At 65.3% G+C, this 20,650-nt stretch carries 24 protein-coding genes; 11 read left to right on the top strand and 13 right to left on the bottom strand.

Annotated elements, in window-relative coordinates:
- Positions 1-15: 15 nt before the first annotated feature.
- From F467_RS0106875 to mtgA, 10 genes are all read right to left on the bottom strand, one after another.
- Positions 16-771: a class I SAM-dependent methyltransferase gene (locus F467_RS0106875; protein WP_018139185.1), complete on the bottom strand. Its 756-nt coding sequence runs from the start codon at positions 769-771 to the stop codon at positions 16-18.
- A gap of 2 nt (positions 772-773) precedes the next feature.
- Positions 774-1,016 (bottom strand): SlyX family protein, encoded by a 243-nt coding sequence (locus F467_RS13430; RefSeq protein WP_081601215.1) that lies wholly within the window; start codon positions 1,014-1,016, stop codon positions 774-776.
- Positions 1,003-1,983 (bottom strand): D-2-hydroxyacid dehydrogenase, encoded by a 981-nt coding sequence (locus tag F467_RS0106885; protein ID WP_018649353.1) that lies wholly within the window; start codon positions 1,981-1,983, stop codon positions 1,003-1,005. The genes F467_RS13430 and F467_RS0106885 overlap by 14 nt, the downstream gene beginning before the upstream one ends.
- 180 nt (positions 1,984-2,163) lie before the next feature.
- The gene (locus F467_RS0106890) at positions 2,164-2,853 is read right to left on the bottom strand and encodes a Bax inhibitor-1/YccA family protein (protein ID WP_018139182.1); all 690 of its coding nucleotides are present in this window, start codon (positions 2,851-2,853) and stop codon (positions 2,164-2,166) included.
- A gap of 95 nt (positions 2,854-2,948) precedes the next feature.
- Entirely contained in the window at positions 2,949-5,021 is a 2,073-nt protein-coding gene (locus F467_RS0106895) for a SulP family inorganic anion transporter (protein ID WP_018139181.1), read from the bottom strand.
- 317 nt (positions 5,022-5,338) lie between these two features.
- On the bottom strand, positions 5,339-5,923 hold the full coding sequence (locus F467_RS0106900; protein ID WP_018139180.1) for a hypothetical protein: 585 nt from the start codon (positions 5,921-5,923) through the stop codon (positions 5,339-5,341).
- Positions 5,924-5,982: 59 nt separating this feature from the next.
- Positions 5,983-6,705 (bottom strand): class I SAM-dependent methyltransferase, encoded by a 723-nt coding sequence (locus F467_RS0106905; protein ID WP_018139179.1) that lies wholly within the window; start codon positions 6,703-6,705, stop codon positions 5,983-5,985.
- Between the two features lie 3 nt (positions 6,706-6,708).
- Positions 6,709-7,395: a zinc metallopeptidase gene (locus F467_RS0106910; RefSeq protein WP_018139178.1), complete on the bottom strand. Its 687-nt coding sequence runs from the start codon at positions 7,393-7,395 to the stop codon at positions 6,709-6,711.
- Positions 7,396-7,467: 72 nt separating this feature from the next.
- Positions 7,468-9,771 (bottom strand): mechanosensitive ion channel domain-containing protein, encoded by a 2,304-nt coding sequence (locus F467_RS0106915; protein ID WP_018139177.1) that lies wholly within the window; start codon positions 9,769-9,771, stop codon positions 7,468-7,470.
- 133 nt (positions 9,772-9,904) lie between these two features.
- Positions 9,905-10,627, bottom strand: coding sequence for a monofunctional biosynthetic peptidoglycan transglycosylase (mtgA, locus tag F467_RS0106920; RefSeq protein ID WP_018139176.1), 723 nt, complete (start codon positions 10,625-10,627; stop codon positions 9,905-9,907).
- Between the two features lie 256 nt (positions 10,628-10,883).
- On the opposite strand from mtgA, the gene F467_RS0106925 reads away from it, so the two are divergent.
- The 3 genes from F467_RS0106925 to F467_RS0106935 are packed head-to-tail and all read left to right on the top strand — an operon-like array spanning position 10,884 to position 12,242.
- A complete protein-coding gene (locus F467_RS0106925; protein WP_018139175.1) occupies positions 10,884-11,213 on the top strand; it encodes a hypothetical protein in 330 nt (109 codons plus the stop codon).
- Positions 11,206-11,601 carry a thiol-disulfide oxidoreductase DCC family protein gene (locus tag F467_RS0106930; RefSeq protein ID WP_018139174.1) on the top strand — a complete coding sequence of 132 codons (396 nt, stop codon included), beginning with the start codon at positions 11,206-11,208 and terminating at the stop codon, positions 11,599-11,601. The genes F467_RS0106925 and F467_RS0106930 overlap by 8 nt, the downstream gene beginning before the upstream one ends.
- A gap of 23 nt (positions 11,602-11,624) precedes the next feature.
- Positions 11,625-12,242 (top strand): histidine phosphatase family protein, encoded by a 618-nt coding sequence (locus F467_RS0106935; RefSeq protein ID WP_018139173.1) that lies wholly within the window; start codon positions 11,625-11,627, stop codon positions 12,240-12,242.
- A gap of 25 nt (positions 12,243-12,267) precedes the next feature.
- Here the strand turns inward: F467_RS0106935 and F467_RS0106940 are convergent, their stop codons facing one another.
- Positions 12,268-13,551 (bottom strand): phosphatidylserine/phosphatidylglycerophosphate/cardiolipin synthase family protein, encoded by a 1,284-nt coding sequence (locus tag F467_RS0106940; protein WP_018139172.1) that lies wholly within the window; start codon positions 13,549-13,551, stop codon positions 12,268-12,270.
- Between the two features lie 109 nt (positions 13,552-13,660).
- Between F467_RS0106940 and F467_RS0106945 the strand changes: the two genes are divergently transcribed.
- Entirely contained in the window at positions 13,661-14,101 is a 441-nt protein-coding gene (locus tag F467_RS0106945; RefSeq protein ID WP_018139171.1) for a nucleoside deaminase, read from the top strand.
- A gap of 177 nt (positions 14,102-14,278) precedes the next feature.
- Positions 14,279-14,779: a hypothetical protein gene (locus tag F467_RS0106950; protein WP_026182221.1), complete on the top strand. Its 501-nt coding sequence runs from the start codon at positions 14,279-14,281 to the stop codon at positions 14,777-14,779.
- Positions 14,780-14,815: 36 nt separating this feature from the next.
- Here F467_RS0106950 and F467_RS0106955 read toward each other — a convergent pair whose 3' ends face one another.
- On the bottom strand, positions 14,816-15,535 hold the full coding sequence (locus F467_RS0106955) for a hypothetical protein (RefSeq protein ID WP_018139169.1): 720 nt from the start codon (positions 15,533-15,535) through the stop codon (positions 14,816-14,818).
- Positions 15,536-15,597: 62 nt separating this feature from the next.
- Between F467_RS0106955 and F467_RS0106960 the strand changes: the two genes are divergently transcribed.
- Positions 15,598-16,236 (top strand): TetR/AcrR family transcriptional regulator, encoded by a 639-nt coding sequence (locus tag F467_RS0106960; protein WP_018139168.1) that lies wholly within the window; start codon positions 15,598-15,600, stop codon positions 16,234-16,236.
- Between the two features lie 21 nt (positions 16,237-16,257).
- A complete protein-coding gene (locus F467_RS0106965; protein WP_018139167.1) occupies positions 16,258-16,809 on the top strand; it encodes a carboxymuconolactone decarboxylase family protein in 552 nt (183 codons plus the stop codon).
- 20 nt (positions 16,810-16,829) lie between these two features.
- Here the strand turns inward: F467_RS0106965 and F467_RS0106970 are convergent, their stop codons facing one another.
- The gene (locus F467_RS0106970; protein ID WP_018139166.1) at positions 16,830-17,765 is read right to left on the bottom strand and encodes an AraC family transcriptional regulator; all 936 of its coding nucleotides are present in this window, start codon (positions 17,763-17,765) and stop codon (positions 16,830-16,832) included.
- Positions 17,766-17,941: 176 nt separating this feature from the next.
- Between F467_RS0106970 and F467_RS0106975 the strand changes: the two genes are divergently transcribed.
- The 4 genes from F467_RS0106975 to F467_RS0106990 all read left to right on the top strand — a co-directional run bounded on the left by F467_RS0106975 (position 17,942) and on the right by F467_RS0106990 (position 20,587).
- A complete protein-coding gene (locus tag F467_RS0106975) occupies positions 17,942-18,556 on the top strand; it encodes a DoxX family protein (protein ID WP_018139165.1) in 615 nt (204 codons plus the stop codon).
- Positions 18,557-18,662: 106 nt separating this feature from the next.
- Positions 18,663-18,959, top strand: coding sequence for a hypothetical protein (locus F467_RS0106980; protein WP_018139164.1), 297 nt, complete (start codon positions 18,663-18,665; stop codon positions 18,957-18,959).
- Positions 18,949-19,833, top strand: coding sequence for a DUF692 domain-containing protein (locus F467_RS0106985; protein WP_018139163.1), 885 nt, complete (start codon positions 18,949-18,951; stop codon positions 19,831-19,833). The genes F467_RS0106980 and F467_RS0106985 overlap by 11 nt, the downstream gene beginning before the upstream one ends.
- A complete protein-coding gene (locus tag F467_RS0106990) occupies positions 19,826-20,587 on the top strand; it encodes a DUF2063 domain-containing protein (protein ID WP_018139162.1) in 762 nt (253 codons plus the stop codon). Before F467_RS0106985 ends, F467_RS0106990 begins: the two co-directional genes overlap by 8 nt.
- The last annotated feature ends 63 nt before the right edge of the window (positions 20,588-20,650 follow it).

Below are 20,650 nucleotides of genomic sequence, written 5' to 3' on the forward strand. Positions count from 1 at the left end.
GCCCGGAGGCCGGATTCAGGCGTGCACGGTGGGTGCGTAGACGTCGAAGCGTACGCTCTTGCCCCGGACGCTGCCCTGGGGCGTGTCGGGACCCAGGGCAGGGGCATGCAGGGGCCGCTTGACGACGACCCGCCGCGTGGCCGCCTCGCGCAGACGCTGCAGCGTGGTTTCCGGGTCGGGGTCCGGGGCGCCCTCCATCAGGGCCTGGGTCAGCTGCATGTCCTTCTTGACCGCGGTGCGCTTGGCCCGCTCCGGAAACATGGGATCGAACACGGCGGCGACGGGCGGTGTGCCCAGGGTCGCTGGCGTGGCCAGGCCCGCGTGCAGCGTGATGCGCTCGACAATCGGGGCCAGCGCCTCGTCATGGGCGGCGCGCTGCAGGGCATCCGCCAGCAGCAGGTAGACGACCGGGTGGCGTTCCCAGGCATCCACGCGGAAGCCGTGCGCGGCCAGCAGCAGCGTATCGCGCCCCAGGCCGGCGGTGGCGTCCACCACATGGCTGTCTCGCGGGATGTTGCCCATGGCCCGGATCAGGCCCTCTCGCTGATGCCCGCTATGGGCCAGACGATATCCCTGACGGCCGGTGGCAAAGTCCAGATGCAGACGCAGTTCGCGTCGACCCTCCTCGCGGATCAGCGACAGCCCGTGCGCGCCGACCTCCAGTACCAGGGGCGCCTCGCCCAGGTGGCGATAGCCGTGGGCTCTCAGGTAGTGGTCGATCTCCCGGCCTCGGGCCTCCTGCCCGGGTTCTGCGCGGACTTGAAGGGTCACGGTCAGTAGTGCGGCGGAGGCGGCTCGTTGCCGTCTCCGGGGCCGCCACCCTGGTCCTCGAGTTCCCGCAACCGGTCGCGGAGCCACTGGAGCTGGCGGCGCAGTTCCTGGTTGTCCTGCTGGAGCTCGTGCTGGACGCGGGCCTGCTCTTCCTGGGTGTATTCCTGATGCGCCAGGCGAACTTCCAGCGCCTCGATCCGCGCGATCAGTTCGTGGTCGGTGCGGGATGGGTCAGCTGACGACATGGCGGGGCTGTCCCTGGGCGAAAGAGTGGATGTTGGCTGCGACCTCCTCGATCACGTGCTGACGGGCACCGCGGGCCGCCCAGGCCGTATGTGGCGTCAGCACAAGGTTCGGGATGTCCGCTGCCAGCAGGGGGTGGTCTGCGGGCGGGGGCTCGGGCTCCAGGACGTCGATGCCGGCACCGCCCAGGTGGCCCGCTCGCAAATGCCGCGCGAGGGCCTCGGGATCGACCAGGCCGCCACGGGCGGTATTGAGCAGGATTGACCCAGTGGGCATCTGCCGCAGTGCGTTGTCGTCGATCAGGTGGCGGGTTTCGGGGGACAACGGGCAATGCAGGCTGACCACGTCGCTGGTCGCCAGGAGCTCGGGCAGCGGGATTCGATCCGCGTCATCCGCAGGCGAGGGCACCGCCTTGCGCAGGCTTGCGGCCACCTGAACCTGCATGCCGAAGGCCCGGGCGACGCGTGCCGTGGCCTGGCCCAGTACGCCATGGCCGATGATGCCCAGACGCATGCCCGCCAGGGTCCGGATCGGGTGATCCAGCAGACAGAACTGATCGGACGCGCTCCAGTGGCCGGCGCGAATATCGGCGCGGTAGTCGTCCAGCCGCGTGACCAGCGTCAGCAGCAGGGCAAAGACATGCTGTACCACGGAGTCTGTCGCATAGTCGCGGGCATTGCTGACCGTGATGCCCGCCCGGTTCGCGGCGGCGACATCGATATTGTTGGTGCCGGTGGCCGCCGCGCAGACCAGCTGCAGGTTTGCGGCCGCGGCCAGCAGCGACTCGTCGAGCACCACCTTGTTGGTGACCACAACCTCGGCACTGGCGATGCGGGCGGCGATCTCGTCGGGGTCTGTGCGCGGGTGCAGGTCCCACTCGGGAAGGGCCTCGCGCAGGGGGGTGAGGTCCAGGTCGTCGCGATCCACCGTGGACAGGTCGAGAAATACCCCGTGTCGCAGTTCAGTCATGGCGTTTACCAGGCGAAACGGTGTTGCGACGCTTGCGGACAGGATCACTACCGACCGCACGATGCGGCTTGCCTCGGAAAACCTGGGGTACCAACGCGAGCGTGTACATTGATCAGTGTTTCCCAACAAAAGGGCCCCGCATCGCGGGGCCCGAATCGCTTGCCTGTCGGCCTGCGACTGTTAGTTGTCGCCCATGAAGGCGTGGAACAGGTTCAGCAGGTGGAGGAACATCACATAGAGGTTCGCGTACAGCGAGACCGTCATCATGATGTAGTTGGCCTCCGGGTCGTGGATCATGCGGCTGGTGTCGAACAGGATCGCCGCCGACAGCAGCAGCACCACGGCCGCCGAGATGGTCAGCGACAGCGCCGGGATCGCCAGGAAGATGTTCGCGACGATCGCCAGCAGGGCGACGATCAGGCCGACCACCAGGAAGCCACCCAGGAAGCTGAAGTCCTTCTTGGTGGCCAGGGCATAGCCGGACAGCGCGACAAAGGCGACCGCCGTGGCAGTAAAGGCATTGCCGACGATCTGCGGCCCGTTGGGCAGGCCCAGGTACATGCTCAGGATCGGGCCGAGGAAGAAGCCCAGCACGCCGGTGAAGGCGAAGGTCAGCACCAGTCCGAGCGCGGAATTGCGAGCGGCATGGATGGCGAACGGGCCGCCAATCAGGACCGCCAGCAGGACCAGCCAGTGCACCGCCGGGGCGCCCACAGCCATCGCCACGAAGGCCATCACGGCGCTGAATGCCAGCGTCACCGACAGCAGCATGTAGGTCTGGCGGATGACCTTGTTGGTCGAGATGGTCTCGCTGATGGAACCGGTGCTGGACGGATTGCGACTCGAGCGAACGATCTGGTCTCGGGACACGGGTCAACTCCTCTTGGGTTCGTAACCTGCTCAGTGTAGCGATTGACGCCGGTGGGTGCAGCCCTTTTCGCCGTCCGTGGCGTGGGCTCTCGCGATCACTTGATTGGCTCACCCACGCGTTCGGAGATCTCCTTAACCGCGTGGTCGGTGGACTTGAAGATGTTGTCCTTGCCGATAATGTCCTCGAGCCCGGTGCGCTGTATCACCTCCAGGACCTGTGCCTTCACGCCGGCGAAGACCAGGGTGATGCCGCGCGCCTTCAGGCGGTGCACCAGCTGGTGGATCACTTCCTCGCCGGAGGCGTCGATCTCGTTGATGCCCTTGCCCACCACGATCAGATACTTGGCCTGTGGGTGGCGCGCGACCAGGTCCAGTACCGCGTCCTCGAAGTAGGGGACGTTGGCGAAGTACAGCGAGCCGTCGAAGCGCATCAGGCCGACCTTCTCGTTGGTCTCCAGCCCGTAGCGCTGGGCCTCGCGAAGCGTCCCGTCGTCGTAGCGGGCCAGTTCGCATACGCGCGGCTGCATGGTGCGGTACAGGTACAGCACGATGGCCAGACCGGCACCCATCAAGATGCCGTAGTCGAGATTCGGGGCCATCGCCAGGGTGGCGATGAAGGTGACCACCGCGGCCGCCCCGTCATGCTTGTTGGCCACCCAGGCGTGCTTGATTGCCTTGAAGTTAATCAGCCCGACCACGGCCATCATGATGATCGCCGCCAGTACCGATTGCGGCAGGTGGTAGATCAGGGGCGTCAGGAAGAGCAATGCGATCCCGATAAGCACGGCTGTAAATACCGAGGCCAGGCCGGTGCGTGCACCCGAATTGAGGTTGACCGCCGAGCGCGAGAACGAACCGCTGACGGGGTAGCCCTGTGTAAAGCCGCCGGCGATGTTGGCCAGGCCCTGTCCCATCAGCTCCTTGTTCGGGTCCAGACGCTGGCCGGTGCGCGCGGCCATGGCTTTGGCGATCGCAATGGCCTCGGTAAAGCCGACCAGCGCGATCACGAAGGCCGTGGTCAGGAGCGTGGTGATCGTTCCGAAGGTGATCTCTGGTGCGGAGATTGACGGCAGACCCTGGGGTACGTTGCCCACGACAGCGCCGCCACCATTGAGCGAGACCTCATCGCCGTCCACTTGCTCGATCCGCCACGAGGTGCGCTCGGCGCGTTCGCGTTCGGCATCCGTCATGTGGTCATCGGCGATGAAGCGCTCGGGTTCGTCGTCCGTCGCCGGGAGTCGGCGCAACGTTGTGTTGCGCAACTCGTCGCGCAGTGGGGCGAGCTCGGCGCGCAGTTCATCGCGCTGCAGTGCGGCCTGCTCCTGCTCGAAGCGCAGGGCCGGTGCATCGCCACGGGCCGCCTCCTGAATCTCGAGATCCAGTTCGCGCACGCGGTCATCCAGATTGGCCGCCTGTCCCTGCTTCTCCTCGATCTGCTGGGCGAGTTCGACCAGCTCGCCAGGCGCAATTTGGGCGAGCGTCGTGTCGGCCTTGCGCTCGTACCCGATCAGCCAGGAGACCAGGATGGTGACAACCACCGCGACCAGCACGCCCGGAATCTTCGGGGCGACGCGTTTCATGCCGACCATCAGCGCGATCGCGCCCAGGCCGAAGGCGAGGGTGGGCCAATGGGTGTGCCCCAGCTCCAGCACGACACCCCAAAGACCCAGAAGGAAGTGGCCGGAGGTGTCGATCGGTACCCCCAGCAGCTTGTTGATCTGGGACAGCCCGATGATGATCGCGGCGGCGTTGGTAAAGCCGACGATCACCGGGTGCGAGATGAAGCTGACCAGCGCGCCCAGCTTGAACAGGCCCATGACCAGCTGGATTACGCCCACGATCAGGGCGAGCGCAATCGCCAGCATGATGAATTCGGATGAGCCCTCGGCCGCCAGCGGCACCAGGGCCGATGCCGTGAGCAGGGATACCACTGCCACCGGGCCGGTGGCGAGCTGATTCGAGGAACCCCACAGCGCGGCCACCATCACCGGCAGCAGCGAGGCATAGAGCCCGTACACCGGAGGCAGACCGGCCAGTTGCGCATAGGCCATGGATTGCGGGATCAGGACCAGGGCCACCGAGATCCCCGCAATCAGATCCGCGTTGAGCGTTTCCTTGGTGGGACGCCAGCTCAGGAACGGAAAGATGCGCAGCAGGATCGAATTCATGGCGGTACTCGCTTGGCCTGTTCGTGACGAAGACGACGGCTAGTCGAGCGATCCCGCGTGCCTGGCGCACCCGGGCTGTATGGCTGCCAGGGCCGTCGTCACGTGATTGGCAGCCATCTCTGGCCCGGGGTTGGGCCGGGCGCAGTCAGGGGAGGGAAGATTATAGAAGGTCGGCTTATTTTCTTCTATCAAAGGCATTCAATACGATATATAGCCTTTAGGGTATATATCGCACTCGCTGGAGCGCCCAACCCTGCACAAAAAAGCCCCGGTCACCAGCGGCGACCGGGGCCTTCCAGCGTATGCTTCAGCGTGGCTTACTGCGGGGGTGCCATGCCCGGGCTTCCGCCCTGTTGCATTTCCTGCTGCAGGGTTTCCAGACGCGCGATGATGTCATCGATGTCCGGATTCTCTTCGCGCATCGCGGCCATCAGGTCCTCGCGCAGCGATTCCTGAGCGGAGATGACCTCCTCGTCCTGCGCGACGGCCTGCTGGGCCTCCTGCAGGTTCATCTGCGCCTGCTGGACCTCTTCGGACTGGATTACCTGCTGGCGCTCTTCGGCACTCAGGTCCGGGTCGCGCAGGCGTTCTTCGGCGCCTTCGAGGGTTTCAAGATCCTGGCGGGGCTGGTAACCGGCCTCTTCCATCTTGTCGAGCACCAGGTTCTCAAGCTCTTCGCCCTTGCGCTCCAGATCAGGGTTGTTCTCGATCGCCTGCTGCTGGGTCTCGGCCAGGGTCTGCTGCAGCTGCTGCATTTCCATTTGCGGGTTGGCCCCGCCTTCCTGCTGCCCCTGCTGGCCCATGCCTTCCTGACCCATGCCCTGGGCCATCACCAGCGGACTGGCGAGCGCAAGCGCGGCGGCGGCAATCAAACCGGCGAGAGGCCGGGAACGGTTCGTCATAACAACTCTCCTCGTGAAAGTACGGTGGGAAGCTTAGTGCGTGGCGACTTAACAACAGCTTAACAGGCGCGAGCCGAGGTTTCCGGGGCAGCCCGGATTTCGTTGCAGGCTTCTCGTTTTTCGTTTCCCTGGGGCTCCGGGATGCGAAAAAGCGCAATGTCCGGTGCCGGCAGGTGGATCGCCCAGCCAAGATGCGCGGCGATCCAGCGCAGGGTGTCGGGCCCGTAGAAGGCCACGTGGGTAGGGTCGCGGCGATAGTGCCAGCGATGAAAGGCCGCCGCGGGGGGCGGCCAGCCGGTCATGATCGCAATCGTGCCGCCGGGGCGCAGAAGGGTGGCCATCTCGCCAAGGATGGCGATCGGGTCATGCAGGTGCTCGAGAACCTCGGTACAGGTGACGAGATCGAAGCATGCACGGGCTTCGGGACGGTCAGGTGCGAATACGGGGTCATGGGTCTGCATGGAGTAGCCGCGCGCACACAGCATGTCCGCCAGTACCGGATGGGGGCCGCAGCCCCAGTCCACGCCCTGCGCCGGTGGCGGGCAGTGCGCCTCCAGCGGTGCAAGCAGGCGGCCCAGAAACCGCCGATACCCGGGGTCGTCCGGCCGGTTTTCGTGTGTCTGGTAGTACTCGCGCTCGAATGCGAGGGTGGGCCAGTAACGGTGCTTCAGGACAATCAGCGAGCAGCCCCTGCAGCGCTGGTAGTCCCCGGGCGAAGGGTCGCGCACCCCGCGGCTGAAGAACGGGCGCAGAGGTGCGGTACACAGCGGGCAGCGGTCCATGCGCTACCGCCGCAGGAAGCGGAACCAGGACGCGATGTTCAACAGGCTCATCAGGGACTGGGCGACGTAGGTGTAGGCCGCGGCCTTCAGGATGCGCTGGGCATGGGGATAGTCCGGCGGGTGCAGGTAATTGCCCCGGCGCAGCATCGGCAGGGCGCGGCGAAAGCTCGCGTCGAACTCGGTGGGCAGGGTGACGAAGTGCACCAGCGCGGCGATCCCCATCGACAGAATCCCGGCCAGGAAGAACAGGATGCCCGGTGCCGGATGCCGGGCGATCAGCGTGATGATGGGGATCGCGACCATTAGCCAGGCCCCGATCTGCTGTCCGTAGCGAGACAGGCAGACCAGGTTGCTGCGCATGCGCAGGGGCGGGTAGTCCTGAGCGTGCTGCACCGCGTGCCCGACCTCGTGCGCAGCCACCGTGATCGCGGTGAGCGAGCGACCGTCGTGGTTGTCCTCCGACAGCCGCACCGCGCGATCGAAGGGATCGTAGTGGTCGCCATCGCGGGTGGATTCGACGCGCACGTGATGCAGGCCATGGCGATCCAGAAGGTCACGCGCAAGCTCGGCGCCGGTCCCGTCGTAGCGGTCCTCCGGCTGGCTGTACTTCCTCATCGTCTGGCGTACCCACCAGCTCGGTGCCCAGGCCAGAAGCAGCACGAGCGGTGCGAGCAGAATCAGCAGTCGCATGCCTTCATCATGGCGCGACTTCCCCTTCGGGGGAAGTCGTCCGCGTGAATCCGTACACCGGCCCTGTCTCGCTCAGTCCTCGGCCTCGTCGTAATCGCCCTTGTGCTTCGGATTGGGGCGGGCCCGCTGGTCTTTCGAGTAGTCGCGACCGTCGTCGGTGTCTTCACCCTGCTCCTGGCTGAGACGCAGGTGCGCGGGCGGAGCGCTGCCGTCCTTTTCCTGACCGAAGTAGATGGTCTGATGCGGGAACGGGATCTCGATACCGGCGGCGTCGAAGTGCTTCTTCACCAGGCGGTTGAACGCGCGGCCCAGGCCAAACTGCGTACCGGGCAGCGCCTTGATGCGGATGCGCACGTTGACCGAGCTGTCGGCCAGCGCAGTCACGCCGTGTACCTCCATCTCGTCGAGGATGTTCGGACCCTGGTCCGGATCTTCCTTGAGTTCCTCGAAGGCCTCTCGCAGGCGCACGATCACTTCGTCGATGTCCTCGCGATAGGCCACGCCGTACTCGCCCACGTGATAGCCATACTCGCGCATGTAGTTGGAGACGGCATCCACCGACGAGAACGGGATCAGGTGATAGGTGCCGGACAGGTCACGCAGGCCCATGGAACGGATCGTGAGCTTCTCGACCACGCCGGTCATGCCGGCCACCGTGACCACGTCCCCGGTGTTGATGGCTTTCTCCAGCTGGATGAACACCCCGGTGATGATGTCCTGCACCAGCTTTTGTGCGCCGAAGCCAACCGCCAGGCCGAGCACGCCGGCGCCGGCCAGCAGCGGGCCGATATTCACGCCAATCTCGGCCAGCACGATCATGGCGGTCATCACGGCCAGCACGACGGCGACCGCATTGCGGAACAGGGTCAGCAGGGTCTTCTCGCGCGCCCCGGGCTCGCCCTCGCCGGTATTCGGGCTCAGGCGGTGTTCGATCCAGCTGGCGAACACGAGCCAGATGGCCAGGGCACCGATCAGGATCAGGGCGACCGAGATCGCAGTGCCGAGCACGTACATGCCCGTATCGGAGGCAATCCAGGCGCCGAGATTGAACGCGCCCCAGGCATCTGCGATCACTGCCAGCACGATGAGCAGGATCACCAGGCGCATCGTCTTCAGCGCCTTGGGGATGTACGAGTTCAGGCGTGCCTCGAGCATCGGGAACTTCATGCGAGTCTCGTCCGGAACCCGGATCTCGCGGCCGATGATCTGGCTGAGCACGTTGGCGACAAAGACCCCGATGAATGCGGCCAGTACCGTCTGTCCGGTGGCCTTGGCCATGAAGGGCAGGGCATCTTCCGGGCGGGTGATGCTGACGATTGCCAGGGTCAGGAAGTAGATCAGCGCGATCCAGTGCCAGGCGTTCGCCAGGAAGGTCAGCGTCATGCGCGTGAAGGCGAATCCGGCACGATTGGCGACCAGGATCAGGCGGTCATGCACGCGCTGGCGGTTCTGCAGGATGATGACCGCCGCGTAGAGGAAAGCGGTCAGCATGACCAGCAGCCCCAGCGAGCGCCCGGCCTCGCTGGAGAGATGATTGTTGGCCAGCGGCACCAGCAGCAGCAGGCCGTAGCCGATGTACGTGACCAGGCGTGCCAGCCAGGCATTCCAGTAGGCGGCCTCGTCGCCGGCCATGGGCAGCAGCCGCAGGCCCCGGTAGCGCGTGGCGAAGATCAGGCGCAGGGCCGCCTTGGTGACCTCGATCAGCAGGAAGGCGTTGAGGAACAGCGAGTGCCGCGTCAGCATCTCTCCGGACTCCCCGAGCACAAAGAGCGCGAGGCCATAACCCCCGACCCAGGCCAGGATCACGATCAGGAAATCGATCAGCGCGGCCAGGAGTACGGCGGGGAGTGCGCGCAGCAGGTGGTACTGCTCCGGCGAATTGATCACCCAGCGGTCCAGCGCCGCAAACATCGGGCTGCCAAGACGCCGCAGGATCAGGAAGGCGGCGATCGTCAGGACAATCAGGATCGCCAGGTCCAGCACCCCCGCGCCGAATACCACCGGGTCGATCGAGCTCAGCTTGTCGCCAATATCCACGGCGATCTCGTTCAGGGCCCGAATCTCCTGCACTGTGCCTTCGGCCAGCGATTGGGTGAACTGGGCGATCTGGCGCGGGATCGACGTGAGTTCGTCGGTGTCGACCGCCGCCTCATCGTCTGCCGTACTCTCGTCGTCCCCGGTACGTTCGGCCCGCAGTGTCTCGAGCAGGCGTTCGCGTGCCTCTTCGTTCTCCAGTGCCTCGATCAGCGCGTCATGCAGATCACCTCCATCGCCACCCTCCTGGGCCTGAACGGTCCCCAGGGGCATGAGCAGCAACAGCGAGAAGAGGGTGAGGAGGAGGAAGAAGGGGCGACGCAAAAAGCGGCTGGGGGACACGGGCGGACCTCGGGTTTGGACGGGGTTCGCGGGTCGCCAGGAGGACGCCAGTGCGAGCATCCGTGCGACAGCGGAGGAACGTAGTCTAGGGAAACACCAGGGCATTTTCACGCCCGTGGAGCGAGCGCAGGGGCTATTCCAGCAGCATGGGGTCCAGCCAGGCGATGCCCAGCTGGTTCATCTGGCGCTCGATCCAGGCGATCCGCTGGCTGAGGCGCGGGCCGGGGTTGACCGGGTTGTAGCTGCCCGGGCTGGGGAGGATCGCGGCCAGGCGTGCGGACTGGTGGCGGTCCAGTTCGCGCGCGGATACGCCAAAGTAGTGCTGGGCGGCGTGCTCGATCCCGTAGATGCCCGGACCCCACTCGGCCAGGTTCAGGTAGACCTCGAAGATGCGGCGCTTGGGCCAGATGGTTTCCATACCGGCCGTGAATCCGGCCTCCAGCGTTTTGCGGACCCAGGAGCGCTTGTGCCACAGGAACAGGTTTTTGGCCGTTTGCTGGCTGATGGTGCTGGCCCCGCGCAGGCGTTGGCCGTGCAGCATGTGGTCGTCTACCGCCTGGCGCATGGAGCCCCAGTCAAAGCCGCGATGTACCGGAAAGTGCTGGTCTTCCGCTGCGATCACGGCCAGCATCAGGTGACGCGGAAGGTCGTCCAGGCGCTGCCATTCCGGCCGTAGGCGGGATGCGGTCTGCCAGTCCGTGGCGACGACCATGGCCATGCCATAGGGCGGGTTGACCTTGGCGAACAGCACGATCAGGCCGAGCGCGAATGTGACCGCGAGTGTGAGCGTCCCGGCCAGCAGCCAGGTCAGTGCGCGTAGCAGACGGGTAATCGGTCCGCGTCGTCGACGGGCCATCAGTGCCACCCTGCGTGTAAGTGCAGTCCCATATTCATCGAGGTCAAGAATACCTCGACTCGCGGTTCGATCGCGTATCCCGTCGGTGTGGTCTGATACGGTTGGGTCCAGTAACGATGCAGACCCCATCTTGACCGACGGGGAAACTCGTTCCTGGTTGAACTGTTTCCGTCATGCGTGGCCCAACCACGTAAGCCTAAGCCGCCGTTCGGCCTGGCGATACCATCCGATCCACACGAACAAGAAGGAGAGACCCATGGACGTGATGCCCTATCGGTATACCACCCCCAGTGGAGAGGCCGTTTCCTTCGAGTTTCGTTTGCATCCCGAGACCGGGTCCGCCGTGCGTGTCCAGCAGTTGCTGGACCGGCTGGTCGAGACCCTGGATCACGAGATTGCACTGCTGGGCGACACCTGCAATGGAGATGTGCTGCAGGCGCTGGCAATGGCGCTCGCCGTGCGCACCGACATGATCCCGGCACATCCGGAGATGACCCGCGATCTGGCGCGCGACGTGGTAGAACGTGCGTTGGGCTCGCTGCCGGAGGCCGAATATCAATACCTGGGCCCGGTCGGCCATGCCTGACCATTCGTTATCCGGGCGGCGCCCCATCGTCTTTTTCGATGGCGGCTGCCCACTTTGTCGGCGCGAGATCGGCCACTACCGGCGGCTGGACAAGGCCGGTCGCGTGGACTGGCAGGATATCCACGCCGACGCGGCACCCTTGAAGGCGTGGCGCATCGACTGGGATGCGGCGATGCGGCGTATGCATGTGGTCGACGCCCAGGGACAGATCCACAGTGGGGCCTGGGCGTTTGTCGTCGTCTGGCGGCATTTGCCGTACTACCGCTTGCTGGGGCGGGTGCTGTCGCGCGTGCCGCCCGTGGTGCGCCTGATGGATCGGGTCTATAACGGGTTTGCGCGTCGACGCTGGCGGTCGCGCTGTGGTGACGGGCTCTGCCGCCCCGATTAGTCCGGCGGCGGTGATGGCTCTGCATGGTGGAGTCGCGCGGTGGTGTAGCGGAGGAAATCGGAACTGTGAAACGGCTGCTGCTTGGGCTGGCCCTGGTAGTGGGGTGTCTGTTTGGCACACCGGTTTGGGCGGACGAACTGGCTGCGGAGCACGTCATTGTTGCTCAGTTGCAGGAGCCCCACCGGATCCTGTTAATACGGCATGCCGCGGCGCCAGGTATCGGGGACCCTCCGGGTTTCGATCTCGAGGACTGCACAACCCAGCGCAACCTCTCCGAGTTGGGCCGTGACCAGGCGCGCGAGCTTGGTGAACGTCTGCGCGCCGCCGGACTGGCCGAGATCCGCGTATTTGCCGGCCCGTGGTGCCGCAATGCGGATACGGCGCGCCTGCTGGGCTACGGCGAGCCGGAGATCCTCGATGCGCTGGGCTCGATCTTCCGCACCAATGAACCCGACCGGGAGCGCCGCATGCGTGCCTGGCACCAGCATCTTGCGGAGGCATTTGCGCGCGATGCGGGGCCGGCGGTGTATGTCACGCATCGTGCGAACATCATGGAACTGTCCGGTCGCAGTATCGGCGCGGGCGACATGCTGGTAGTGGAGATCGATGCCGAGGGTGGCGCCCGGCCCGTCGCCAACTGAAAAGGCCGGCTCCGGCTCGGGGCCGCTACATGTACGGCCCGATGATGCGCGCGATCCAGCCGTAGATGCGGTATTTCCAGGGCCGGTTTTCCCAGGCCTCGATCGTCATCCGCTCGGCCTCGGCCTTGTCTTCCTCGATCAGTTCCCGGATCGAGCGGGCGAAGTCTTCGTCATAGATGTTCAGATTGGTTTCGTCGTTCAGGCGGAATGAGCGGTTGTGCAGATTGGCCGAGCCGATGCTGGCCCAGCGGTCGTCCACGCTCATCAGCTTGGAGTGATACATCCGCGGGTGGTATTCGTGCAGCTCGACCCCGGCCTCCAGCATGGGCCTCCAGCGATTCACGGAGGCATGTCGTACGAAACCGTGGTTGATGCTGTCGCCCGGCATGAGCACGCGGATTCGAACGCCGCGGTCGGCCGCGTCGGTCAGCGCATCGAGAAAGTCCGGGTCGGGATAGAAGTACGCCGTCGCAATGGTCACCTGGTCCTCGGCTGCTGCCAGGGCATGCAGGAACATCTTGCGAATGCGATGACGGCCCTCGCGCGGGGCGCTGTTGACGACCTGCGCATCCAGCTCACCTTCGGCCTCGAGTTCCGGGTAATACGCATCGCCCAGCTTCAGTTCGCCTTTGGCATCCAGCCAGGTCTCCATGAATGCCGCCTGCAAGTTGCCCACAACGGGCCCGGTGACACGGAAGTGGTTGTCGCGGTAGGGCTCGTGGTCCTCGGCGGGCACCCAGGTGTCCGCGATGTTCGCGCCGCCGATGAATCCGGTTCTGCCGTCCACCACCAGAATTTTTCGATGCGTACGGTGGTTGAAACGTGACATCTGATACCAGGAGGGCTCGCGCCAGCGCACGACTTCCGCGCCGGCTCCGGTCATGCGGTCGAACTTTTCCTGATCCGCGAGCACGGAGCCCACGTAGTCGATCACCACATGAACCTTGACCCCGCGCTCCGCCGCGCGTGCGAAGGCCTCGGCGAAGCGGGCGGCCTGCTCGCCCCAGAACTCGTATACCTCGAAGGTAACCGTCTGTTCAGCGCCTTCGATGGCCTCGATCTTGGCGTCGTAGATGGCCTCGCCGTCGCGCAGCAGCTCCAGCGCGTTGCCGGAGACAATCGGCTGCTGCAGCGTGAGCCCCATTCCGCGGCGAAATGCACTGTCCGAGGTGCCGTAGTCGATGGCCACCGGGGCCTTCACTCGGTCGGGTTTCGGGAGGAGGTTGAACAGGGCAACGTTTGCCAGCACGAAGGCGAGCGCGACGCCCAGGAGGATACCGACAGGGATGCCGATGATGCGGCGGCGCATGGAAAGTCTCTCGTATCGAGCCCGTCAAGGGGAGGGTGGTTGGCGCCGAATTCGCACCTCAGTCCATGAGTCTACACAATCAGTTCTCGAACAAACCCGGACGAATGTCATGAATCCTTTTCTGGAAGCAGCCCTGGACGAGGCACGAACCGGCTGGGATGAAGGGGGTATCCCGATCGGTTCGGTCATCGAGCACGGCGGGCGCATCGTCGGCCGCGGACACAATCGGCGGGTGCAAAACGGCAGCGCCATCCTGCATGCCGAGATGGATGCCCTGGAGAACGCCGGACGCCAGGCGGCGAGCATCTACCGCGAGTGCACGCTCTACACGACGCTCTCGCCCTGTGCGATGTGCAGCGGGGCGATCGTGCTGTACGGCATCCCGCGTGTGGTGGTCGGGGAAAACGCCACCTTCATGGGAGAGGAGGACTGGCTGCGTTCGCACGGCGTGCAGGTCGATGTGTTGCAGGACGCCGCCTGCCAGGAGCTGATGGCCGCGTTTATCGAACGACACCCGGACCTCTGGCACGAGGATATCGGTTGCGAATAGGGCCGGTTTGACCGGAACACCCTTGCTGGCGGGCGGATCGTGCTTGCCGCACCGGACAAGACAGCGACATGGGGCGGGCGCCCGGGGAGCGCCTCATGGCGCCCTTCACGGAAAACACCAGTGTTCTGGCATGGTCGCTGCTTGGGTGCCGGGTGCAACGAAAACCGGGAGCACCTCATGATCGACGGCATCGGAATGAATCAGGCGGCGCTGGCGCGGCCGGTCCATTCGGCGCAAAGCCCGAACAACGCCGGGCAGGCTGGCCACCGACCGGCGCAGGCCGGGCAGGCCGGGCAGGCTGGGCAGGCGGCGCACGCACAGCCGGCACAGCAGGCCCAGGCCGCCACGCAAGCGCAGGCGAACGGTCAGGTCAATGGACAGGGCGCGGCCGTCTCGACTTCCCCACATGTGGCCCAGCCGGCGTCCACCACACAGGCCCCGTCGGCACACGAGGCGGCATTCGCGCCCCAGGGCCTTAATGCGACGCCGCCGACGCAGGCCACCGCGATGCCGCTGGCCGGCGGCCAGGTCAACGGGGCCCCGCAGGCCGACGATGCCCCCCAGATGGACGCCGATCCGGACGACGAAGCGGACATGGGCCAGACCTTCATGCCCGACGGCTCGGTGCAGTCCAACTCCAACGAGCACCTCGGATCGCACTTTGACCTGCAGGCGTGAAGCCTGGGCGCAGATCTGCGGTCTTGTGGGTCGGCTTCAATGACCGGAAGCGACATTTACTGACCGATGCCCTGCGCCCTCAGGCCGGGAAAACCGGAAGGTCACGTGCTCGCGATGGATCAGGAATTGTCCAGTCGCGTGCATCCACAGTTGTTCGCGCACCGTGGCATCCATCCACTCGAATAGCTCCTGTAGTGCCAGGGCGGTCGTGCCGCGGTCCGGATAACGCAGGCCAAGCCCCTCCCAGTAGTGCCGGGCATCTTCCGCTCGTTTCCAGCCTTCGCGGACGAACCCGGCGGTCAGCAGGGCGCGCAGGGCCCCGTCACCCAGCTTGTCGCGAAGCTCGTTCAGGAGGAGGCCGGGGTCCCCGACGCTCTCGGGGGAGACGTTGAGCGAGGCCGGCAGGAGCTCGACCCAGTCATCGTGCTGGCTAAGCCCCGGGATCAGATCTTCGTCGACCATCTGCTGATAGTCCGGGACGGGGTCAGAGTGGGTTCGCAGGGAGAGCTGGATCAGGGCCGCGGCCTCGTCGACGTAACCGGACAGACTGAAACCGCACAGGAGATGGTCGACGATGTCATGGACAAACACCGAGGTCGGAATGCGATCCCCGCAATAGGGAGTTGCGGCAATCACGTCGGCGCCCAGCCCGGCGACGTCCAGCTTCCAGCCGCGGGCGCCGAAGCCGTCCTGCCAGCTGTCCTCGTAGCGAACCGGAATCGTGACCGCCTGCGCGTTGATAACCGGGATGGACATGGTGGCCTCGCTAGATATCCGATGCTTTCCAATTTACCGACCGGTCAACTATTCTTCAATGTATGGCCGATGCATTCACCCCAACCCGGACACGCGACGCCCTGATCGCCGCCGCACGGTCGCTGATCCTTGGCCGCAGCTACGGCGCCGTCGGCGTGGCCGAGATCTGTGCGCACGCTGGCGTGAAGAAGGGCAGCCTTTATCACTTTTTTCCCGGCAAGGACGCCCTGGTACTGGAGATGCTCGAGACGCTTTATCGCGAGCTCGAACGCGAGGTACTGCGGCCGTCGCTGGAATGCGACCTGCCTCTGCGCGACCGCCTCGGGCGGTTTGTTGATCGCCTGTATCAGTTCGAGATCCGCGCCCAGGGGGAGGTCGGGGAGCTCCCCGGCTGCCCGTTCGGGAACCTGGCGCTGGAGCTGGCGAACTGGAATTCGGCGGTTCGAGAGGCCGTGGCCGCGCACCTGGAGGCTCTGCGCGGCCATTTCCAGCGAGCGATCGAGACCGCCGCGCAGCGCGGTGAACTCCCGCAGGCGTCGGATAGTGCCCGTCTGTCGGAACAGTGGCTGGCGCAGGTCGAGGGTGTGCTGCTGCTGGCCAAGGCGCGGCAGGACGCGGATACGGTCCTGCATCTGTTGCCGGCACTGGAAACCCTGCTGCCGGCCAGGCCCGCCGACGACGAAGAGCGAGGGAACCATTGATCCGTGGTTCCCTGGAGGTATATGACGATGGAATTTCCACTGAGAACACCCGGCAGCGCGCCGGAGGCCTTCGAGCGATCCGGGAAGGTGCTGGGGCTGGTGCCGAATTTGATTCGCGTGATGGCCAGCAGCCCGGCGGCGGCCTCGGCCTACCTGGACCTGACCGAGCGGTTGAGCCAGAGCAGCCTGTCCCCCGAGGAACAGAGCGTTGCGCTACTCACGATCAGTCGGTTCCACGAATGTCATTACTGCATGGCCGCGCACTCCATGACGGGACGGATGGCGGGTCTGCCCGATGCAGTCGTCGACGCGCTGCGGGAGGACCAACCTGTGCCCGACCAGCGGCTCGAGGCCCTGCGCCGGTTCGTGGTGGCGGTACTCGAGCATCGCGGCGCGGTCCCCGATGCCGAACTCGAGGCGTTTCGCCGGGCGGGGTTCGACGAGGCGGCGATCCTGGATGTGATCCTCGCGGTCGCGCTGAAGACCCTCTCGAACTACACCAACCACCTGGCCGCCACGCCACTGGATGACGTGATGCAGGACGAGCACTGGGAGGCGCCTGCGGGTCGCTGAAAGCCCGGTACCGCGGTGTTTCAGTGCGCGCGAGTCAGGCGCGAGAACAGGCGCCGGATACGCCCGGGGCCGTACCCGTGGACGCGCTTGAAGGCCTTGCGAAAGGCCGGCTCCGAGCCATAGCCGACCTGTTCCATCACGCTGGCCACCGATGCCCTCGGATCGCGCAGCAGCCGTTCGGCCAGGACCATGCGCCACTGGGTCAGGTAGTCGATGGGGGCCTGCCCGACCAGCTCGCTGAAACGCGCGGCGAAACTCGTTCGCGACATCGCGGCCTCCTGCGCCAAGCCCTCGACCGTCCAGTTCTCCTCGGGCCGTGCGTGCAGCGCATCGAGGGCACGGCGGATACGGTCGTCCGCGAGGGCCGCGATCAGACACTGTTCTGGATGCTCCTGGTAATGGCAGACGTAGTGGCGCACCGTCATTACGAACAGGGTATCCGCCAGACGATCGAGTACCGGCCGATAGCCGGCGGACTGCTCTGACAGTTCCAGGCGCATCAGATCGGCCAGCCGCGCCAGCCGCTCGCCGCTCTCGGCGTGGCGCACGATCACGCGGTCGGGCAGGGCCGCCAGGATCGGATTCCGGCGCCCGGAATCGAATTCGAAGTGACCGCATAACAGCTGTGTCGAGCCGGGTTCGGGGTCGGACGGGTCCAGCAGATTCAGGTGATTGTCCCGGTCCTCGAATGAAGGCTCGCTCGCCAGCAGGTGCCAGTCGTCGTGGGGCAGGAGCAGCATGTCGCCCGCATCCAGCCACAGTGGCTCGCAGTCCTCCATGTGCAGGTAACAGCCCCCTTCGCTGATCAGGTGAAAGCTCGCATGCCCGGAACCGGTGGTGCTGAGCTGCCACTGGCCGCACAGACGGGGGTTGGTGTCGATCCGTGCGCGCAGGTTGTAGGCCGAGAGGACGGACGACAGCGTGTCCTCGCGCGGCATGATCCGGCTCATGTCCATGAGGGGTTCGCTCCTGTCGAGGAAACGCTGATCAATGTACGGCATCGCAGGCGTCTTGGCTCCGCCCCGGACGATCGGACATAAATGCCGGCGCGACGGTTCTCACGATTGTCCGAAGGGCTGGCTAGGCTTTAAGTCAGTTCAACGGAAGAATCGAGGACGAGGCGATGAACGCTATGGCGTTGCGGGCGGGCATCCGATTCCAGCGGTGGCTGGACATGACGCGCGGAGCGGATTTTCTGGCGCCGCTGCTGATTCGCCTGTATCTCGCGCCGGTGTTCTGGATGGCCGGCACCAACAAGCTCGACGGCTTCCTGCCGAAAGAAAGCGTGGTGATGTGGTTTGGCAACCCGGACTGGGGGCTGGGGATGCCGTTTCCGTACCTGATGGTGCTGCTGGCCGCCTATGCCGAGGTCCTGGGTGCGATCGCCCTGCTGCTGGGTATTGCCGCGCGCTGGTTCTCCATTCCCCTGATGGTCACGATGATCGTCGCGGCGGTCACGGCCCATCTGGAGAACGGATGGCAGCGCATCTCCGACCCGATGATGTGCCTGTTCAACTGCTCGGGAGTGGAAGCGGCCCAGGAACGGCTGAGCCGCGCGCGTTCCATCCTGCGGGAGCACGGCAACTGGGACTGGCTGACCGAGTACGGGAGCTTCGCGATCGTGAACAGCGGAATCGAGATGGCCGCGACGTACTTCATCATGCTGCTGATGATCTTCTTCTGGGGCGCCGGCCGCTACCTGAGCATCGATTTCTACATCCGCAGGAGGATGATGGACAGGGGATAGCCAGGAGGATGGAGGACAGGGGATCGCCAATGGAGCTGTGCAAAACAGCAACCATTGGCAAGGCGGGCATTTTGCCCCTAACGTTAAGCGACGAAGGAGTTGCATCATGAAACAAGAACTGTTCTCGAAAAAGACCCTGGCCGGCGTGGTGGGTACCGCCGCGATCGGCCTGGCCATGGGTTCCAGCCCGGCCTTCGCCGCGGTGGATCTGAACCACGGGTATCAGCAGGGATCTTCAGCCCCTCACATGCTGGCCCAGGGTTCCTGTGGTGAAGGCACCTGCGGTGGCGCCGATAGCGAGCCCAAGGACTCCGAAGGTTCCTGTGGCGAGGGTAGCTGTGGCGCCAACGGGGAAGAAAAGGACTCGGAAGGTTCCTGTGGCGAGGGGACCTGTGGCGGCTGAAGCCATCCAGCCCGTACGCCCGGCCCGCGTACGCGGTGCCGGGCTCGGCCTGCGGCGGGCACTACTGGAGCCGCTGGCCGCGGCACCCGAGTCGCTGGAGCGGCTCGGGTTTTTCGAGGCTGCGCCGGAGAACTGGATGCACCTTGGCGGGCGCCTGGGCCGTACTTTCCGCGAATATACCGAGGCCCACCCGTTCGTCTGTCACGGGCTTTCCCTGGACATCGGCGGGCCACGACCCCTGGACATGGACTTTCTGGCCGATCTGCGCCGGTTCCTCGATACGCATGACATCGAGGACTACACCGAACACCTCTCGGCCTGCGGGGACGAAAAGGGTCACCTCTACGACCTGATGCCGATCCCGTTTACCGAAGAAGCCGTGCGGCATGTGGCCCGTCGCGTGCTCCAGGTACAGGAGACGATCGGCCGGCGCATGGCACTGGAGAATGTTTCCTACTACACCCCGGTCGGGGCCCGGATGAGCGAGCTGGAGTTCCTCCGGGCGGTGCTGGACGAAGCCGACTGCGAGCTGTTGCTGGATGTGAACAACATCTACGTGAACAGCATCAACCACGGCTATGACCCGGTCGAGTTCCTCGATGGTCTGCCGCTGGAGCGCGTGCGCTACATCCACATCGCCGGCCACGAGGAAGAAGCGCCGGATCTGCGCGTGGACACACATGGCCAGCCGGTCTGCGGGGACGTATGGGATCTGCTGGAGGCGACCTACGAACGGATCGGCCCGGTGCCGACCTTGCTGGAGCGGGACTTCAACTTCCCGGCGCTGGAGGTCTTGCTGGAGGAAACGGACCGCATCCGCGCACTTCAGGTCACCGCGGCCGGGAAGCGCGCATCCCTGCAGGCCCATGGCTGAACCCGATTTTCAGGAGTTGCAGCAGGTCCTCGCCCGGCACCTGCGCGACCCGGAGCGCCACCCGCCCCCGGAGGGTATCGAGGACCGCCGGCTGGCGATCTACCGGCGCCTGTTTATCAATAACATTCGTAATCTGCTCGGGCGCGGGTTCCCGGTCATCCGGCGGATCTTCGGGGAGGAGGCGTGGGCAGCGCTGGTGCGCGATTTCTATCGCGACCATGGCTGTCATACGCCGTATTTCCCGCGGCTGGCGGAGGAATTCGTCCAGTACCTGGCCGAGGAGCGGAGGCTGCTTCCGGGCGACTGGCCGTTTCTGGCCGAGCTGGCGCACTACGAACGGGTCGAGACGGAGCTCGTCTACAGCGATGCGCAGCCCTCGGGCGACGTGGATCCGCAGGGCGATCTGCTGACGGGGGTCCCGGTGTTTTCGTCCGCCGCGCGACTGCTGGCTTACGAGTTCCCGGTGCATCGGATTGGGCCGGACCACTGCCCCCAGCAGCCGGGTGATGTGCCCACCTACCTGTTGGCCTATCGTGGCGAGGACGAGCGCGTACGCTTTGCCGAGCTGAACCCGCTGGGAGCACGGCTGTTGTGGCGGGTCTGCGAGGAGCCGGCAGCGGGTGACCAGCAGCTTCGCCGGGTAGCGGAGGATTTTGGCCTCGAGCCCGGTCCCGAGTTATTGGAGAGCGGGCGGCAACTGCTGGAACACTATCGGGGCCTGGGGGCGATCGCAGGTGCGCGACCGCTTGATTAGTGTTCGCTGAGAGAAACATTGATTAATGTACACGCTTGCTGCTTCGTCCCTTTTGCGTGCGAA

Origin of the sequence: Thioalkalivibrio sp. ALJ12, from assembly GCF_000378305.1 — a bacterium.
GTDB lineage: Bacteria > Pseudomonadota > Gammaproteobacteria > Ectothiorhodospirales > Ectothiorhodospiraceae > Thioalkalivibrio.

What these genes read in the sequence shown, in the direction of transcription:
- mtgA (WP_018139176.1), bottom strand. Translation starts at nt 10,627, where the DNA reads ATGGCCCGTCGACGACGCGGACCGATTACCCGTCTGCTACGCGCACTG.
- F467_RS13430 (WP_081601215.1), bottom strand. Translation starts at nt 1,016, where the DNA reads ATGTCGTCAGCTGACCCATCCCGCACCGACCACGAACTGATCGCGCGG.
- F467_RS0106990 (WP_018139162.1), top strand. Translation starts at nt 19,826, where the DNA reads ATGGCTGAACCCGATTTTCAGGAGTTGCAGCAGGTCCTCGCCCGGCAC.
- F467_RS0106930 (WP_018139174.1), top strand. Translation starts at nt 11,206, where the DNA reads ATGCCTGACCATTCGTTATCCGGGCGGCGCCCCATCGTCTTTTTCGAT.
- F467_RS0106980 (WP_018139164.1), top strand. Translation starts at nt 18,663, where the DNA reads ATGAAACAAGAACTGTTCTCGAAAAAGACCCTGGCCGGCGTGGTGGGT.
- F467_RS0106945 (WP_018139171.1), top strand. Translation starts at nt 13,661, where the DNA reads ATGAATCCTTTTCTGGAAGCAGCCCTGGACGAGGCACGAACCGGCTGG.
- F467_RS0106955 (WP_018139169.1), bottom strand. Translation starts at nt 15,535, where the DNA reads ATGTCCATCCCGGTTATCAACGCGCAGGCGGTCACGATTCCGGTTCGC.
- F467_RS0106965 (WP_018139167.1), top strand. Translation starts at nt 16,258, where the DNA reads ATGACGATGGAATTTCCACTGAGAACACCCGGCAGCGCGCCGGAGGCC.
- F467_RS0106970 (WP_018139166.1), bottom strand. Translation starts at nt 17,765, where the DNA reads ATGGACATGAGCCGGATCATGCCGCGCGAGGACACGCTGTCGTCCGTC.
- F467_RS0106935 (WP_018139173.1), top strand. Translation starts at nt 11,625, where the DNA reads ATGGTGGAGTCGCGCGGTGGTGTAGCGGAGGAAATCGGAACTGTGAAA.
- F467_RS0106885 (WP_018649353.1), bottom strand. Translation starts at nt 1,983, where the DNA reads ATGACTGAACTGCGACACGGGGTATTTCTCGACCTGTCCACGGTGGAT.
- F467_RS0106960 (WP_018139168.1), top strand. Translation starts at nt 15,598, where the DNA reads ATGGCCGATGCATTCACCCCAACCCGGACACGCGACGCCCTGATCGCC.
- F467_RS0106910 (WP_018139178.1), bottom strand. Translation starts at nt 7,395, where the DNA reads ATGCGACTGCTGATTCTGCTCGCACCGCTCGTGCTGCTTCTGGCCTGG.
- F467_RS0106895 (WP_018139181.1), bottom strand. Translation starts at nt 5,021, where the DNA reads ATGAATTCGATCCTGCTGCGCATCTTTCCGTTCCTGAGCTGGCGTCCC.
- F467_RS0106925 (WP_018139175.1), top strand. Translation starts at nt 10,884, where the DNA reads ATGGACGTGATGCCCTATCGGTATACCACCCCCAGTGGAGAGGCCGTT.
- F467_RS0106900 (WP_018139180.1), bottom strand. Translation starts at nt 5,923, where the DNA reads ATGACGAACCGTTCCCGGCCTCTCGCCGGTTTGATTGCCGCCGCCGCG.
- F467_RS0106940 (WP_018139172.1), bottom strand. Translation starts at nt 13,551, where the DNA reads ATGCGCCGCCGCATCATCGGCATCCCTGTCGGTATCCTCCTGGGCGTC.
- F467_RS0106975 (WP_018139165.1), top strand. Translation starts at nt 17,942, where the DNA reads ATGGCGTTGCGGGCGGGCATCCGATTCCAGCGGTGGCTGGACATGACG.
- F467_RS0106950 (WP_026182221.1), top strand. Translation starts at nt 14,279, where the DNA reads ATGATCGACGGCATCGGAATGAATCAGGCGGCGCTGGCGCGGCCGGTC.
- F467_RS0106905 (WP_018139179.1), bottom strand. Translation starts at nt 6,705, where the DNA reads ATGGACCGCTGCCCGCTGTGTACCGCACCTCTGCGCCCGTTCTTCAGC.